We start from the raw sequence: 15,780 nt of genomic DNA on the forward strand, positions 1-15,780 counted from the left end.
CTATATTCTGAATACTAAAAAGGTTTTATTTACAATAAAAACCGAATCTAAGGATAAACCAGCAGTTGTAGTGGCAAGTGATAACTTTGTTAATTACCAAGGAAGTGCCCAATTAATCAAAAAAGATGAAAAAGGCAATGCCTTAGCTGGAGCTGAGTTTAAAGTGATTGATAAACAAGGGGATACGATTCAAAAAGATTTAATTTCAAATAAAAAAGGTGTAGTAAAAGTTCATAATTTAGCGCCCGGTAAGTATCGATTTGTCGAAACAAAAGCACCAAAAGGCTATATTCTGAATACTAAAAAGGTTTTATTTACAATAAAAACCGAATCTAAGGATAAACCAGCAGTTGTAGTGGCAAGTGATAACTTTGTTAATTACCAAGGAAGTGCCCAATTAATCAAAAAAGATGAAAAAGGCAATGCCTTAGCTGGAGCTGAGTTTAAAGTGATTGATAAACAAGGGGATACGATTCAAAAAGATTTAATTTCAAATAAAAAAGGTGTAGTAAAAGTTCATAATTTAGCGCCCGGCAAGTATCGATTTGTCGAAACGAAAGCACCAAGTGGCTATATTCTGAATACTAAAAAAGTTTCATTTACAATCGAAGCTGAAACTACTGATAAACCTAAAACAATAGTAGCAAGTGATAACTTTGTTAATTNAAAGCACCAAGTGGCTATATTCTGAATACTAAAAAAGTTTCATTTACAATCGAAGCTGAAACTACTGATAAACCTAAAACAATAGTAGCAAGTGATAACTTTGTTAATTACCAAGGGAGTGCGCAACTAATTAAGCAAGATGAACAAGGTAATCATTTAGCTGGAGCGCTTTTCCGGGTAGATCAATTAGATGCTCAGGGCAAAGTATTAAAAGCAGGTGTCCAAAAGAATTTAATTAGTAGCAAGATCGGAGTCGTTCTAGCTACCGATTTAGCACCTGGCAACTACCAATTTGTTGAAACGGAAGCGCCAAAGGGATATCAATTAAGCAACGAAGTGAAAAAATTTGTTATCCAATCTCAGGCAGAAGATGCGCCGGAAATTGTTGAATCAGGTAAATTCATCAATCAACTAGTACCTGAAAAGCCAAAAAAACCAACGAATAAACCGCAATCTAAACATTCGAACCATTCAATAAAATCAGTAAACTCTGTAATAAACGATGCTAAGGAAACGAGAAAGCTTCCGCAAACAAATGATGTTAAAAACTATAGCATGATTATTTTAGGAATTTTAATTTTAGCTACCATAGTAATCGTCGGCTATCGTCGCTATAAAAATAAATAGTCTGATTTAGTTAGTTACTCTTAAGAAGCATTAAGACCTTTTCAGGTTCTTAATGCTTTTTTTATGATCTTTGTCTAGAACATGCTCATCAAAGCTTTAATTTGTGCTTTCATGCTAGAATAGGAATGATTGATTACGCTGTGTTCTATTGGGAGGTTGATGATGAAAATAAAAATTCGGAAGCGCTTGATAGGTAATATTCCCTTACTAGAGGTTGTTGCAGAGGACAAAGTCTATGAGCCGCTGCCACTGATTATTTATTATCATGGCTGGCAAACGGCCAAAGAACTGGTGCTGACTCAAGGTCGGAAATTAGCCGCGCAGAATTTTCGCGTATTATTGCCGGATGCGGCGAATCATGGGGAGCGTAAAACAAAAACTTCGGAGATTCCTTCGTTGACTTTTTGGGACAGTATCCAAACGAATCTCTATGAGTTTGGTTTCTTGGTAGATTATTTTGAAAATCTTGGCTTGGTCATGGGGAAAATTGGTGTTGGCGGCATCTCGATGGGTGGGATCACGACTTGCATGCTGTTGACACAGCATCCGGAGATTGATGTCGCGGCTTGTGTGATGGGTTCGCCGGCGCCAATCAAATATCGGGAACGTATCAATCAGCATGCCAGTGAGTTAGGTTTCTATTTACCGCCGGATTATCGCCAGTTGACTTCGTGGCTTAATGAGTATGATTTATCGTTAGCACCGGAAAAAGTGGCAGGTCGCCCATTATTTTTCTGGCATGGAACAGAGGATGAAAAAATCCCTTATGCCCATACGGCGGATTTTATTCAAGCCAATCAGCAGAACAATATTACCTTTGTCAGTGCACAGGAGCGGCACTTTGTAGAGATTGCGACAATGGATCAGATTACGGATTTCTTTGCGGACAATTTCAGTGAATAAAAGGGAAGTTAGTTTCATTCTGAAAAACTTTGGCTTATGATAAATAGATAGAGTGAATTGAGGAGGAAAATAGCAATGGAGAATTTTGATTTTCATGTAACGACGGATATTCGTTTTGGGAAAGACCGTTTAGCGGAATTACCAGAGGTCTTGAACCAATTTGGGAAAAAGGTTCTAATCGTTTATGGTGGCGGCAGTATCAAAAAAATCGGTTTGTACGATAAAGTAATGGAGCAGCTGAAAGCCAATGGCAACGAAGTCTTTGAATTAGCCGGTGTCGAGCCCAATCCGCGAGTGGAAACGGTCCGCCGCGGGGCAGACATTTGTCGTAAAGAAAAGGTCGATGTGGTTCTTGCTGTCGGTGGTGGGTCAACGATTGATTGTGCCAAAGTAGTTGCGGCGGCGACAAAATTTGACGGCGATGCGTGGGATCTTGTGTTGCAACGTCGGAAATATACAGGTGGCGCGCTACCGTTAGTGACGATTTTGACTTTAGCTGCGACTGGGAGTGAAATGAACAGTGGAGCCGTGATCTCAAACCTTGACACTCATCAAAAGCTAGGTACCGGTAGTAAAGCGATGTTGCCAAAAGTTTCTTTCTTAGATCCGCAAAATACATTCAGCGTCAATAAGTATCAAACAGCGGCGGGTTCAGCGGATATCATGAGTCATTTGATCGAAAATTATTTCAAACAGACAGAAGGAACCGACGTTCAAGATTCTGTTTCTGAAGGTTTAATGCGTTCGGTTATCAAAAATTGTCCAATCGCTTTGAAATATCCTGAAGATTACGATGCCCGGGCGAACTTGATGTGGGCCAGCACGTTAGCGTTGAACGGCTTGACGGGGAACGGCAAACCTGGCGCTTGGTCGTGTCATCCGATGGAACATGAATTGAGTGCCTTTTACGATATCACTCATGGTGTCGGCTTAGCGATCTTGACCCCTCGCTGGATGGAATATGCCTTGAATGATGAAACAGTTGATAAGTTTGCTAGCTTTGCTTGGAACGTCTGGGGCGTAGAGGAACGTGTTCCAATGATGGCGGCGCGCATGGGGATTCAAAAATTATACGACTACTTCAAGGCTTGCGGAATTCCTATGACCTTGCCAGAAGTTGGGATCGAAGAAGAAAAATTTGATGAGATGGCCAAGCAAGCGGTGGCTCACAGCACGATCAAAACCGATGCTTTTGTCCCATTGGATGAAGCGGCGGTCAAAGCAATCTATACAGCTTGTTTAACTGAAAGTAGCTTTGACTAAAACAATTTGAATAAAAAGAAAAATGGCTGGGACAAGTAGTCTCAGCCATTTGGCATAATAAAATGTAAAATTCGGGAGAGCGTTTTTTGCAAGGTCGTGGTGACTTTTGGTCGAGACAATAAATACAGGATCAAGAAAGTCCCAGCGACTAATAAAATCAAATGCAGCAGGGGATTGTTTACTGCTTGGGTCAGTTGCACTAAAGGAGCGACTAAATACACATGCAGTAAGTAGATCGCCAGCGTTTTTTGGCCCCAGGAAGTAAAGAAGTGCGGCTTAGGCGCCGCCAAGCTGATAAAAACAAAAACAAAGGCGAAGCCCACCAAGTACAAAAGAACACTATTTAAAATATTTTGATACAACGGCAATTTGAATAGTAAGAAGGAACGATCCCGCCATAAGATCTCGGCTGGCAGATCCGTCTGGACCCAAAAGTAAGCGATTCCTAGTCCAGCTAAAATAATTCCGATACTGAAAAATTTGCGCCAGCGTAAACGATGGATTTTTTCCAGCAAAGTCCGATCCATAAAATAACCGGCTAAAAAATAAGGCAAGAATCCTAAAGTTCGTGCCATCGCCATGTACGTTCCAAATTCGCTTAGAAAACCGGAAAAAATACCAATAATGAAACTTATAATTAAGATTCGCCGAACTTTCACTAGGTCTGGTAGCAATAAACGCCAGATAAACATACAATATAAATACCAAAGCGTCCAACCTGGGCTCAAGATCATAAATTCATCAATTTTTCCAATCGCCAACATGATGAAGGACAGGATCAGGTTCAAGAGCAGGTACGGGACGAGAAAAGTCTCGACCGCGGTGGCTCGGCCTTTGGCTAAATTTTTCGAGAAGTAGCCGGAAATAAAAATAAATACTGGCATGTGAAACAGATAGATGAAGACATACATAAATTCACCCACCTTGTTATCTAAACGAAAGTATTCCAAGGCGTGTCCTAAGACGACAAGTAGAATCAAAATGCCGCGAATATTATCATACAGGTATTCGCGATTTGGTTTTGTGATTGTGGACACCTCCTTCAGATTCCGTTATGCTTAAGAAGCAGACTACGATGATCCACCTGTCTATTGTAGCATGAAAAGGCGTGTTCGTTTAGTTAAGATCATCATAAAATCGGCCCCCCATGCCACAATCATTGGTCCTGCTTTTTTGATTTTTGGGCAAGTCGAATTCAGACGAGTCGTTGCATAAAAAATGAAAAAAGGAACAAATTCCTGTACACTCTAGTTAAATGAAAGAAACGGGAACAAATAACTAAAACTTATTTTTCAACACCCAATCTGAGATGAATTTGAATAAGGAGATGGCGATGCGTTATTCAGCGAAATTTGTAAAAAATGTCTTTAAAGTAATCAATATGAAAAAACTGGTAGGGGCGACGATGGTCGATCCCCCTAAGCGACGCCGCTTGATCAGTCGGCAGCTTTCTCAAACCGATATTCCGCAAAAAATAGCTGAAATCGCTGGGCATCAGCTGATTACGTTATTTCCTGCGCATCCCACCAAACGTCATGTTTTTTATCTTCATGGCGGCGGTTATGCCTTAGAAGCCTCTCCTTTTCATAAAGAAATACAAGAACGCTTTGTGAAGCGTTATAATTTAAAAGTAAGTTATTTTGATTATCCTTTGGCGCCGGAAAATACGGCGGAAAAAACGGTCCCTTTGACGGAGAAAGCCTTTCAGCAATTGGCGTATCTCTATCCTGACGACGAGTTTTGTTTATTCGGGGACTCCGCTGGTGGCGGCTTGGCGATGAGCTTAGCGCAGCATTTGCGGAATATCGATTTGCCGAAGCGACCGAAAAAAATCGCGCTAGCCTCTCCGTGGCTGGATGCGTCATTAAGTGACCCACGTTCACAGGAACTTCAAGAAAAAGATGTACTATTAGAAAAAGATCTCTTGGCTGAGGCCGGCGAAAATTATGCGGGCGAATTGTCTTTGACAGATCCGCTGGTTTCGCCGATCTACGGCAGCTTTGATGACCTTGGAGAATTATTAGTTGTAGCGGGAACGGATGAAATTTTGTATCCCGATGTTCTACGGCTGCAAGAGCGAATCAAGCGCAGTCAGGGGACCACGATGCGTTTAGAAATCGTCGAAGGCATGATGCATGATTTTGTCGTCTATCCTCTGAGAGAATCATTGCCGTATGTGGATCAAATCGGCGAATTTTATCAATAGCGACTCAGCTAACCGGTTAGGAGGGAAAGGATGGAGCAAAAAACGAAACACGGACCGTCGTGGCATCAAAAGATGATTCAAGTCTTGCCGGTTATCGGCTTAGCGACGTTTGTTTTTATATTGATTTATATCCGTCATTCGGGCATGTTCAGTTCGGTGTCTGATTTGCAGCATTTTATTAAGAGCTTTGGCAGCTTTGCTATTTTTGCCTTTGTGATCGTTCAGGCGATCCAGCCGATCATTCCTTTTTTGCCCGGCGGATTTGCGACGATCGTGGGGATGCTGATGTTCGGGAATATTCCTGGCATCCTATATAGCTACATCGGTTTAGTAATTGGTGAGATTGGTTTATTTTTATTGGTTCGCCGCTTCGGGCCGCGCTTTGCCCGGCTGGTGTTATCGGAGAAAAATTTTGATAAATTCGAGACCACCTTACAAACCCATACCCAAGATATTAAGCGATTATTGATCGTCTGCTTCATTTTCCCATTTTTACCAGATGATCTGACTTGTCTGGTAGCTGGGATGACGGATTTGTCTTTCAGAGAATATGTTCAGATCATTATGATCTTCAAACTATGGTCGGTCGCTTCATACGGCTATGTTTGTCTTTTCGTGTTAGACAAGACCTTGGCCCGATTTTAATTAAAAAAAGCGCCTCAGACTGTTTCTGATTGATTCACTAATCGAGAAAGTGATGAGGGGCTTTTTATTTAGGAGGAAATGAAATGATTCGTTATGGTGTTTTAAGTACGGCTCAAGTTGTTCCCCGTTTTGTCGCAGGGGTGAAAGAAAGTAAAGATGGGATCGTAACGGCAATCGCCTCTCGCGGCTTGGAGAAAGCTCAGAAAATGGCGAAAGAATTGAATATCCCTAATGCGTTTGGCAGTTATGAAGCCTTGTGCCAAAGTGCTGAAGTAGATATCGTATATATTGCGGTCTACAATAAAGGCCACTATGAAGCAGCTAAGCTGGCGTTAATGAATAATAAGCATGTGTTGTTAGAAAAACCCTTTACGATGACCTTGGCGCAAGCGGAAGTACTATTTGCCTTAGCCGAGGAGCGTCAGTTATTTCTGATGGAAGCGCAAAAGGCGTTGTTTTTGCCAATCACCCAACAAGTAAAAGAAGTGATCCAACAAGGAAAAATCGGAACAGTCCGTTGGCTGGATTCAGTCACTGCCTATCCGAATATCGATCATATCTCTTGGTTTCGTGATTTGAGTGCCGGTGGCGGTGTTTTAAGAGGAGCGGGGACCTATCCATTAGAGTATATGCAGCACTTGCTAGATACTGTGCCAAACGCGCAGGGAACCTTGTATTTTCCAGCAGGACAATCTGACGCGCAAGCACAAGTAACATTGGGATTTCCTGATGGTGTAATCGGTACGATTTTTCTAACGGTGGAATTGGACTTAACGAAACAAATGATTGTTTATGGTGAAAAAGGTAAGATCGTGATACCGGATTTTTGGAAGACGGACCATGCAGAAGTTCAGTATGAAAATGGAGAAACGGAAAAACTACACAGTCAGCAAGCGAGTGAGTTTGTTTTTGAAGTGGAACATGTCAATCAGTGCTTAGAGCAAGGATTGCTGCAAAGTCCAGTGGTAACAAAAGAGTTAACACTACAGACGGTGGCAATCACTGAAGCGATCTATCAACAAAATCAAAAATAAATGGTAAAAGCCTTGTCGATGTGCTATAGTGTGTCTCATGCGACGAGTCGAGCGGATCTGCAATTTATGATCCTTCGATCCAGAGGCACAAGACGTATGTCACCTGTCGGATTTCAGGCGTGTCGGAAAGAAGCTTAGTGGACGAAGAACCTTTCTATCAAATTTTATTTGATACTGGGAGAACCGTGTTTGGAATGTATTCCAAACACGGTTTTTTGTTTTTTAACTATAAAGAAAGGATAAAATTTTCAACATGAATAAATCACTTTACAGCAGGCATGTTCATGTCTGGCTTCGCGAACTAGCTTTATCGGCAATAAGCCAAACGATTGCGAAATTTGAGCAGCACCAAGTAGGAACTGTTCAACATCAAAGTTAGAACTTTGTGTTTCTCAGTCATTTATCAAAACTTTGGTCTGATTGCTCAGCTGACTCCTAATTAGGAAATCATTTTTCCAAAAACACGAAAAATGATTCTGATTGTCGTTACGCCTACCATTTCTCTAATCTCAATCAAGCGAGCAGAAAAACTGGCAAAAAGCTGAGGGAGTTCGCGAAAGGCTTTCTTATTGAGACTACTGAGAGAAGAATTTGCTGGAGTACTAAAATGTGAGTATACTGATTCTAACAACTTTTGTTTGGAGGCCCTACGATGAGTAAACACGATGTTGTCCCGCCGATTCCGCCAACTGATTTTATCGACCCGCTAACGGCCACTCAGCAAGCCGCTCAACACAATTCAGCTGAAGAACCCCGCCGCCTCGAAATTAAGCCAATCAAGCATAAAGAAGCGGAGGAGCGGCTAATAGTCTTTACCGATCCGTGGACGATTGATCTGGAAAAAAAGTCAGCGATCAAAAAGAGCAAGCAGGATGCTAAAGCAGAACATTAATGAAAATAGAAAAACAAAAAACCAGGCAGCTGACAATAAGATGTCAGTGGCCTGGTTTTACGAGTAAACGATACCTCTCTTAGATAAATAAGAATTTATATAAAGCAACGGCAACGATGGAAGCTAAGATCGGCGCACATACGGGCACCCAAGAATAACTCCATTGTGAATCGCCTTTGTGTTTCAATGGTAATAACGCGTGCATAATACGCGGACCTAAGTCACGAGCTGGATTTAATCCCGGTCCAGTTGGTCCACCAAAGGAAGCAACCAATGTCCATACTAAGAAACCTAGAGCTAAGTGAGCCGTTCCTAAATTATTTTGGAAGAAAGGCGCTTTGGTGATTCCTAAAGCTCCTAAGAATAAAATGAATGAACCAAAGAACTCATTCACGAATCCGTTAAATTTAGAACCCACACTGTTGATCGTAGAAAATGTTCCTAAAACATGTAAGTTATCTTCTGTTTGATCGTAATAAGGTTTGTAACACGCAACAACAATCAATTGACCTACCATCGCACCAATAATTTGAACGGCGATGTAAGGAAGAACTTCAGACCAAGGGAACATGCCACTAACTGCTAAACCAATCGTAAACGCTGGGTTGATGTGGTTACCGCTAATACCACCGAACATCATTGCAGGAATCATAACCCCACATCCATAACCCACAGCAATCAACATCCAGTCACTACCGTAACCTTTTGTTCCTTTCAAATCAACATTGGCAACTGCACCGTTTCCTAACATAACCAACAGAGCAGTCCCTAAAAACTCAGCCGCTAAGCGAGTAGTCAGTGAATAATCCATAAAAACCTCCTAATTTTTTTTAAAATGAAAATGTAAATGAAAATTTCAGTTTATATCTTAATACCATTTCGTTGAATTAGCAAATGTTAACTCCAAAAAATAGGAAATTTCCGAATTATAATGTGAATAAAAAAACGTTTTAGTCGTTAGGTCAAAAAAATCTTGAAAATTGAGGAGATTAACAGGTATGAAAGGAGGATTAGTTCGGCTTGACACTCTAAAAGACAACATAAAAAAATCTCGTTTTGGAAAACGAGATTTTATTCATTCACTAAGACAAGGTGGCGGAAGTTGGGATTGTTTTCAATCAATTTGTGGGCACCGTAAAAATTCTTATCGGAGAACCCATTTAATTGTGCGGTCAGAATCGATCGCAGCAGTTTCTTTTCCCACATATAAACTAAGAGCTCCATAATTTCACGGGAATAATTGATGCCTTCATCACTGGCGAAGGTCGTATCTAAAAATTCCTCGCAATAAAAATTTAGAAAATCAGGGTCGAGGTCTTTGTATTTTCTTTTCACGAAATGCAGCAACAAGATCTTGGCGGAGTCTTTAAATTCTCCTAATTGATCAAAGCTTTTTTCTTTTTCCGTATCTAGGTTGATGACATAATCGATCGGTGTCAGCTCTGCTGCAGTCAATTCCTGCGAAAGATTGGTGGATTGAGAAAAGACCGTGTCGGCCCCCATATTCTTGATCCAGATCTCAGAATTATTTTTGTCGATAGTAGCGGCGACATTCAACCCCGCCCACTTTGCTAGCTGAATGATCGTTGCCCCTAGTCCGTCAGAAGTGTTCAAAATTAATAAATTTCCCTGATTTTTTCCGGGCTTAGGAGTTAATTTTAATTGCTTGAACAGTACCTCAAAGGCTAGGAAAAAACTATAAGAAAAAGCGGCGGCTTCATCTGTGGGAAAAGAGTCAGGTAATTTCACAACGGAACGCCCATCGACGATCTGAAAATTACTGTAGCTTCCGTATTTTCCTACCTTGTTCACATACAGCACCCGATCACCGACATTCAAATGGGGATGGGTACTGCCCATGCGGGTGATGATGCCAACACCACCGAAGCCAAGGATATAAGGTTTTTTTGGTCCTTTGATGTGCTGTCTGATCTGCGTGTCTAGCGTACTGATAGAAATAGCGGCGATTTTTATCATTAAATCATTTTCCCGCAGCTTTGGGAGCATGATTTTGTAGTGTTCAAATTTTTTGTCTTCTTTTAAACGAAATTTTTTTTCGAACCCAATGGCGTCTGAAATCATTCGTTTCACCCTCCTCAGAAATAAATTTCTGATTCATTACTAACCAAATTACTACCTATAATATACTTGATTTAACAAGGAGAGGGAAATAATTTCTTTAAAAATAAAAAAGTTTGCAACTTTTTTTGTGAATTTTTCGAATAGTTGTTTGCTTCGTTAGCTGATATACTAACGATGAGCGATTACTGAAAACGAGGAGGCTGTATTATTGTTTACCGAAGAAAGTTTTAAAGTTTTTGAAGTAGCTGGATTAGATCAGCGAATGGCGGAAATCCGAAAAGAGATCCAACCGACTTTTCAACAATTAAATGAAGTTTTTCAACAGGTCTTGGAGCCGTTGTTAGCTGAAAAATTATTTATCCACATCGCGCAACATCGTCGCCGTACGACCAACCCACCTGAAAATACGTGGTCGGCGTTAAGCCGACAAAAACGCGGCTATAAGATGGAGCCGCATTTTCAATTAGGGATCTGGCCAGACTATGTTTTCATGTGGCTGTCCTGCATCGATCAGCCAAAAAATGAACAAGCAATCGCCCAGAGCCTATTAGATAACCAAAAACTCTTTACTGCGTTATCACCAGATTTTGTTTTGTCTGGCGATCATACGAAGCCGAACATCATGGAGCTGTCACCAGAAAATACAGAAAAGCTGTTGAAACGGTTCCGAGATGTGAAAAAGGGTGAATTTCAAGTTGGGCGAATCATCAAAAAAGACGATCCATTATGGCAAGATCCTGAAGCAGCCCAAGCCTATATGGTGGATACTTATAAACAATTAGTGCCGATCTACCAAATGACCAAGCAAGCGAGTTTTGCACAAGTGGAAAACTAATCTGGCCAATAAGGACGATTGTTTTAATAGGATTGAGGAAAAGTATTTTTGTGGATGTAGTGAGCAGTTGCAGTGGACAGCGATTTTTTCGCTGTTTTTTTTATCGATTAAGGCCGGGAACAGCTTTTCAATAGAATTGGTTAAGCTAAAGCGTTTTGTAAACTCTTTAAAAAGAGACCGGTTATACCGAGGAGAAGTTATTTTCAAAAATATTCACAGAGGTTATTGAAAGCGGTTTATAAAAATGTCCATTTCAATGGACATAAGAAAAAATTTATTTCCACGAAAAAAGGCTATATTAAGGACAAGGAGGTTGACAAAATGCAGCTAAGCAAACGCGAAACACAATTGATCGAACTGTTTATCAAACATGGGATGACACTCACCGCTCAAGAATTAGCTGAATTTGCCAATGTTTCTACGAAAACGATTTATCGAACAATCAAAAGAATTAATGAAGCTTCCGATATAGGTGAGCTTGTCTCAGCTGAGGTCGGGAAGGGTTTTTGTTTAGATTATGATAATTATTTAAAAGAAAGCATTCGTAAACGAGGCGAAGAGATCGTCCAAGGTCCTTTAGAAAGACGAAATACAATTTTGTTAGAGCTGTTATTTAAATCGCCGAAGAAGGTTTTGGTTAAGGACTTATTTGAAAAATATTATATCAGCGATACGGTAATCAATAATGATTTGGTACGGATGAATGCATTTTTGCTGGAGCATCAATTATCGTTGATTCGAAAAGACCAAAGAATCTCGATTGAAGGAACGGAAAAAAATATTCGTAAGGCGGTCAATCATTTGATCAGCGCGACTCGTGTTTGGGAGGAAGACTTTTCCACACAACAAGAAAAAATTAGTTCCTACGATATCAATTTTATTACCTCATTATTGGAATACATCGAACGAAAATTGCAAAACGGGATTGCTTATCCTTATAACAGTAATATTTTTTCTCACATCTATATTCTAATCAAGCGAGTCCGCGAAGGAGAAATCCATGAAGACACGTGTGCCGAATTATTGGACCCAGATGAAGAAGAATTGATTACGCAATATGATCAGCTATACCAACTTTCGCGGATGGTGATCGTGAAGTTGAACCATTACTTAAATATCGTGTTACCAGAAAGCGAGACGTTCTACTTATTTCAATATCTGATTTCTTCTCGAATGGAAAAGGAGCCAATCAATTTGAGTCGGAAATCCAAAGAAGCATTGACGATCACTGATTTTTTTGCCAGCGAGATGAGTTGCTTAATGGGTATGAAAGTGGATCATCAGCCCAATCGGCAAGATCTATATGAGCATATTGATCCTTTATTGTATCGTTTAAAAAATGAGATCATCGTAAAAAATGACTTATTGGGAGACATCAAGCTAGAGTATCCAGAAATTTTTCAACAGGTCCAACAAGTCAGTCAAGCCGCAGAACACACGTATCAACTGAATAAAATTTCGGAAGATGAGATCGGCTTTTTGACCTTGTATTTTGTGAAATACAAAGAGATGCTACATTCAAAAAAACGCGTGTTAATCATGTGTAGCAGCGGTGTGGGCACATCGGAGTTGTTAAAAGTAAAGGTTCGCAAAGCTTTTCCAGAGTTGGAGATCGTAGACGTGCTATCGGCTCGGAAATTCTCAAAGGCACCAGAAAAATATCAGAATATTGATTTAATTCTCACGACCGTTAATTTAACAATCGAATTGATGATACCAACGATTTTAGTGAACTCCGTATTTACCAAACAAGACGAAAAAAGAGTCAAAGAGATGTTAGGAGAGATATGAGATGACAGCAGAGAAGATGATGGATGATTTTAGTATTGGTGATGTGATTACAGAGGAACTGATCCAATTAGAAATGAAAGCGAAAACAAAGGAAGAAGCAATCCACGAATTGACACGTTTATTGATGGCAAATGGCGATATTGAGGACGAAGATGTCTTTGCGGCCGATGTTTTTCAACGGGAAGCAGAGGGCATGACCGGAATCGGGAATGGGATCGCGATCCCTCACGGAAAATCAGATAGTGTGATCAAAACCTCGTTAGTAGTCGGTAAAGCGATCGCGCCGATCGAATGGGAATCAATCGATGAAAAGCCCGTTCAAGTAGTCATTCTATTCGCGGTAAAAGATACAGACGCCAATACGATGCATATCAAGTTGCTGCAAAAAGTCGCGATGCTACTTGCAGACGAAGACTTTATTGAAAACATGATCAATGCTCAGACGAAGGCCGAAATGCTGGAATTATTATCAAAAGACCCAATGGAAGAAGAATAAATAGAATATGGAGGAATAAATGATGAAAATTGTTGGAGTCGCAGCTTGTACGTCTGGAATCGCTCATACGTACATTGCCAAACAGAAATTGGAAAAAGCAGCTAAAGCGTTAGGTCACACAGTACACATTGAGACCCAGGGGACGATTGGGACGGAAGATGAATTGTCTATGGAGGAAATTAAAGCAGCTGATGTTGTCATTATTGCAGCCGATATCAAGATCGGTGGGAGAGATCGTTTTGAAGGGAAAAAAGTAGTTGATATCCCAACCAGCATGGTGATTAAAGCACCCAAAGGTTTAATCAATAAGATCGAAGAGGAAATCGTGAAAGCGTAAGTATCAATTTTTAATATGAATAAGGAGATGAATGAAATGTTTAAGAAGCTTCAATTGAAAAAGCATGCTCTGACGGCAATCTCGTACATGCTGCCGGTTGTTGTGACAGCTGGGTTGTTGATCGCGATCGGAAACTTAACTGGCGGTGGGGTCATTGAGGATTACAAAGCGGCTTACTCTGTTCCAGATGCGTTAGTTTCCTTGGGTGTCTTGGGGATGGGGCTATTGGCTCCCGTAATCTCAGGCGCGATTGCGTATTCAATTGCAGATCGTCCCGGAATTGGACCAGGTTTGTTCATGGGATTAATCGCTAATTCTATCGGCGCTGGATTCCTAGGTGGGATGTTAGGTGGTTACTTGGTTGGGTTCTTTGTATTGTTCCTAGTGAAAAATTTGAAAGTTCCTACTTGGGCACAAGGATTGATGCCGATGATGATTGTTCCGCTCTTATCTACATTAGTTATTGGGCTATTGATGTTCTTCGTCATTGGTGTGCCAATCGTTTGGGCAACCGAAGCACTGACAGATTTCTTAGTTGGTTTGCAAGGCTCTGGGAAATTCCTCTTTGGTTCGATCGTTGGCGGGATGGCGGCCTTCGATTTCGGTGGTCCTGTCAACAAAGTCGCATCACTTTTTGCCGATGGGATGCTACTAGAAGGAGTGCAAGAACCAGAAGCGGTGAAGGTACTGGCTTCAATGGTCCCACCCTTTGGTGTCACGATCTCTTGGGTCTTATCTAAAATTTTCCGCAAACCGAAATATTCAAAAGAAGAGCAAGACAATATCAAGATCGCCTTTCCAATGGGCCTTTGCATGATTACAGAAGGCGTTATTCCAATCGCGGCAGTGGATCCGTTGCGTGTGATTCTTTCTTGTACCGTTGGTGCCGCAATCGGTGGTGGATTAAGTATGTCATGGGGTGTCGGCTCGCCAGTTCCTTCTGGCGGTGTCTTCATTATCCCAGCCATGACTGATCCAATGAGATTTACTTTAGCGTTATTGATCGGTTCGGCGATTACCGGCGTTCTACTATTCGCGTTGAAGAAAGCACCGGTTGAAAACGAAGTTAAGGATGACGAAGAAGAGGAAGAGGTAGATTTTTCTTCGATCAAGATTTCTTAAATAGAAAAAAGGAGACTTGTTGAATGTACGTTTCAATGAAAGAGATGCTGCAAAAAGCCAATCGTGAAAACTATGCGGTAATGGCGATCAACTGCTTCAATTTGGAAACAGCGAAGGCTGTGATCGAAGCGGCGGAAGAAATGCGCTCCCCTATCATCATCGATCTGCTGCAAGACCATTTGAAGGAGCACTTAGATATTCGCTATTTGACTAAACCAATCATTCGGATGGCAAACAACACCAAAGTCGAGGTCGCGATCAATTTAGATCACGGACAGGATGTCGCGTTTGTGAAGCAATGTCTCCATGAGGGATTTTCCAGTGTCATGATGGATGCCTCGATGTATCCGCTGGAAGAAAATATTCGGATCACGAAAGAGCTGGTGGAGCTGGCGCAAATCTATAATGCCAGTGTAGAGGCCGAGGTTGGTGATATGGGGGCGGTAGCCGGGGATCATTTTACCAATGACGAGATGTATACCGATCCAGATGATGCGATCCGCTTCATTAAAGAGACCGGTGTTGATTGTTTGGCGCTGTCCTATGGTTCCAGTCACGGGGACTATCCAGAGGGGTATGTACCGGATTTCCGGTTCGATATTGTGGAAAAAATCAAAGCCGCTACTAAGTTGCCGTTAGTTTTACACGGCGGATCAGGAGCTGGAGAAAAAAATATTTTGCGCTCGATCGAATTAGGCATCAACAAGATCAATGTCGGTTCGGATTTTATGAAGGCGCAAAAGGATTTCCTTCAAAAACAATTAACTGAACAGCCAGAAGTGGATTATCCAACGCTGGTTCATCAATCAATGGCTGCAGGAAAAGAAGTTGTCAAACGGTACATCGAACTTTCGGGTTCTAAAAATAAAGCATAAAAGAAT

At 41.1% G+C, this 15,780-nt stretch carries 17 protein-coding genes; 14 read left to right on the plus strand and 3 right to left on the minus strand.

Annotated elements, in window-relative coordinates; all coding sequences use genetic code 11:
* Positions 1-70: 70 nt before the first annotated feature.
* From RV00_RS16900 to RV00_RS12805, 4 genes are all read left to right on the plus strand, one after another.
* Positions 71-665: MSCRAMM family protein (locus RV00_RS16900; RefSeq protein ID WP_420889686.1), on the plus strand; the 595-nt coding region annotated here is incomplete at its 3' end.
* A gap of 130 nt (positions 666-795) precedes the next feature.
* Positions 796-1,293 carry a SpaA isopeptide-forming pilin-related protein gene (locus RV00_RS16905; protein WP_420889687.1) on the plus strand — a complete coding sequence of 166 codons (498 nt, stop codon included), beginning with the start codon at positions 796-798 and terminating at the stop codon, positions 1,291-1,293.
* A 162-nt stretch (positions 1,294-1,455) separates the two neighbouring features.
* Entirely contained in the window at positions 1,456-2,196 is a 741-nt protein-coding gene (locus RV00_RS12800) for an alpha/beta fold hydrolase (RefSeq protein ID WP_071862949.1), read from the plus strand.
* Between the two features lie 75 nt (positions 2,197-2,271).
* Positions 2,272-3,459 carry an iron-containing alcohol dehydrogenase gene (locus tag RV00_RS12805; protein ID WP_071862950.1) on the plus strand — a complete coding sequence of 396 codons (1,188 nt, stop codon included), beginning with the start codon at positions 2,272-2,274 and terminating at the stop codon, positions 3,457-3,459.
* Positions 3,460-3,500: 41 nt separating this feature from the next.
* Here the strand turns inward: RV00_RS12805 and RV00_RS12810 are convergent, their stop codons facing one another.
* On the minus strand, positions 3,501-4,496 hold the full coding sequence (locus RV00_RS12810) for an acyltransferase family protein (RefSeq protein WP_071862951.1): 996 nt from the start codon (positions 4,494-4,496) through the stop codon (positions 3,501-3,503).
* A gap of 296 nt (positions 4,497-4,792) precedes the next feature.
* Here RV00_RS12810 and RV00_RS12815 point away from each other — a divergent pair, with 296 nt between their 5' ends.
* The 4 genes from RV00_RS12815 (at position 4,793) to RV00_RS12830 (ending at position 8,236) form a co-directional block, all read left to right on the plus strand.
* Complete coding sequence (locus RV00_RS12815) at positions 4,793-5,665, plus strand: alpha/beta hydrolase fold domain-containing protein (RefSeq protein WP_071862952.1); 873 nt, start codon at positions 4,793-4,795, stop codon at positions 5,663-5,665.
* Positions 5,666-5,695: 30 nt separating this feature from the next.
* The gene (locus tag RV00_RS12820) at positions 5,696-6,310 is read left to right on the plus strand and encodes a TVP38/TMEM64 family protein (protein ID WP_071862953.1); all 615 of its coding nucleotides are present in this window, start codon (positions 5,696-5,698) and stop codon (positions 6,308-6,310) included.
* Between the two features lie 83 nt (positions 6,311-6,393).
* A complete protein-coding gene (locus tag RV00_RS12825) occupies positions 6,394-7,344 on the plus strand; it encodes a Gfo/Idh/MocA family protein (RefSeq protein ID WP_071862954.1) in 951 nt (316 codons plus the stop codon).
* 652 nt (positions 7,345-7,996) lie between these two features.
* The gene (locus RV00_RS12830; RefSeq protein ID WP_071862955.1) at positions 7,997-8,236 is read left to right on the plus strand and encodes a hypothetical protein; all 240 of its coding nucleotides are present in this window, start codon (positions 7,997-7,999) and stop codon (positions 8,234-8,236) included.
* 79 nt (positions 8,237-8,315) lie between these two features.
* Here RV00_RS12830 and RV00_RS12835 read toward each other — a convergent pair whose 3' ends face one another.
* Positions 8,316-9,047 carry an MIP/aquaporin family protein gene (locus RV00_RS12835; RefSeq protein ID WP_071862956.1) on the minus strand — a complete coding sequence of 244 codons (732 nt, stop codon included), beginning with the start codon at positions 9,045-9,047 and terminating at the stop codon, positions 8,316-8,318.
* A 260-nt stretch (positions 9,048-9,307) separates the two neighbouring features.
* Positions 9,308-10,318, minus strand: a complete 1,011-nt coding sequence (locus tag RV00_RS12840) for an alcohol dehydrogenase catalytic domain-containing protein (RefSeq protein ID WP_071862957.1) — start codon at positions 10,316-10,318, stop codon at positions 9,308-9,310.
* A gap of 208 nt (positions 10,319-10,526) precedes the next feature.
* Between RV00_RS12840 and RV00_RS12845 the strand changes: the two genes are divergently transcribed.
* The 6 genes from RV00_RS12845 to RV00_RS12870 all read left to right on the plus strand — a co-directional run bounded on the left by RV00_RS12845 (position 10,527) and on the right by RV00_RS12870 (position 15,774).
* Positions 10,527-11,153, plus strand: coding sequence for a DUF1054 domain-containing protein (locus RV00_RS12845; RefSeq protein WP_071862958.1), 627 nt, complete (start codon positions 10,527-10,529; stop codon positions 11,151-11,153).
* 321 nt (positions 11,154-11,474) lie between these two features.
* Positions 11,475-12,944, plus strand: coding sequence for a BglG family transcription antiterminator (locus tag RV00_RS12850; RefSeq protein ID WP_071863025.1), 1,470 nt, complete (start codon positions 11,475-11,477; stop codon positions 12,942-12,944).
* A gap of 1 nt (position 12,945) precedes the next feature.
* Positions 12,946-13,440, plus strand: a complete 495-nt coding sequence (locus RV00_RS12855; protein ID WP_071862959.1) for a PTS sugar transporter subunit IIA — start codon at positions 12,946-12,948, stop codon at positions 13,438-13,440.
* Positions 13,441-13,462: 22 nt separating this feature from the next.
* Positions 13,463-13,777: a PTS fructose transporter subunit IIB gene (locus RV00_RS12860; RefSeq protein ID WP_071862960.1), complete on the plus strand. Its 315-nt coding sequence runs from the start codon at positions 13,463-13,465 to the stop codon at positions 13,775-13,777.
* 36 nt (positions 13,778-13,813) lie between these two features.
* Positions 13,814-14,899 (plus strand): PTS fructose transporter subunit IIC, encoded by a 1,086-nt coding sequence (locus tag RV00_RS12865; RefSeq protein WP_071862961.1) that lies wholly within the window; start codon positions 13,814-13,816, stop codon positions 14,897-14,899.
* A 23-nt stretch (positions 14,900-14,922) separates the two neighbouring features.
* On the plus strand, positions 14,923-15,774 hold the full coding sequence (locus RV00_RS12870; protein WP_071862962.1) for a class II fructose-bisphosphate aldolase: 852 nt from the start codon (positions 14,923-14,925) through the stop codon (positions 15,772-15,774).
* The last annotated feature ends 6 nt before the right edge of the window (positions 15,775-15,780 follow it).

This window comes from Enterococcus devriesei (assembly GCF_001885905.1).
Classification (GTDB): Bacteria; Bacillota; Bacilli; order Lactobacillales; family Enterococcaceae; genus Enterococcus_A; species Enterococcus_A devriesei.

Excerpts from the sequence above, each read along its gene's own strand:
- RV00_RS12860 (WP_071862960.1), top strand. The coding sequence starts at position 13,463 with ATGAAAATTGTTGGAGTCGCAGCTTGTACGTCTGGAATCGCTCATACG.
- RV00_RS12855 (WP_071862959.1), top strand. The coding sequence starts at position 12,946 with ATGACAGCAGAGAAGATGATGGATGATTTTAGTATTGGTGATGTGATT.
- RV00_RS12865 (WP_071862961.1), top strand. The coding sequence starts at position 13,814 with ATGTTTAAGAAGCTTCAATTGAAAAAGCATGCTCTGACGGCAATCTCG.
- RV00_RS12870 (WP_071862962.1), top strand. The coding sequence starts at position 14,923 with ATGTACGTTTCAATGAAAGAGATGCTGCAAAAAGCCAATCGTGAAAAC.
- RV00_RS12850 (WP_071863025.1), top strand. The coding sequence starts at position 11,475 with ATGCAGCTAAGCAAACGCGAAACACAATTGATCGAACTGTTTATCAAA.
- RV00_RS12805 (WP_071862950.1), top strand. The coding sequence starts at position 2,272 with ATGGAGAATTTTGATTTTCATGTAACGACGGATATTCGTTTTGGGAAA.
- RV00_RS12815 (WP_071862952.1), top strand. The coding sequence starts at position 4,793 with ATGCGTTATTCAGCGAAATTTGTAAAAAATGTCTTTAAAGTAATCAAT.
- RV00_RS12830 (WP_071862955.1), top strand. The coding sequence starts at position 7,997 with ATGAGTAAACACGATGTTGTCCCGCCGATTCCGCCAACTGATTTTATC.
- RV00_RS12840 (WP_071862957.1), bottom strand. The coding sequence starts at position 10,318 with ATGATTTCAGACGCCATTGGGTTCGAAAAAAAATTTCGTTTAAAAGAA.
- RV00_RS12825 (WP_071862954.1), top strand. The coding sequence starts at position 6,394 with ATGATTCGTTATGGTGTTTTAAGTACGGCTCAAGTTGTTCCCCGTTTT.
- RV00_RS12800 (WP_071862949.1), top strand. The coding sequence starts at position 1,456 with ATGAAAATAAAAATTCGGAAGCGCTTGATAGGTAATATTCCCTTACTA.
- RV00_RS12820 (WP_071862953.1), top strand. The coding sequence starts at position 5,696 with ATGGAGCAAAAAACGAAACACGGACCGTCGTGGCATCAAAAGATGATT.
- RV00_RS12835 (WP_071862956.1), bottom strand. The coding sequence starts at position 9,047 with ATGGATTATTCACTGACTACTCGCTTAGCGGCTGAGTTTTTAGGGACT.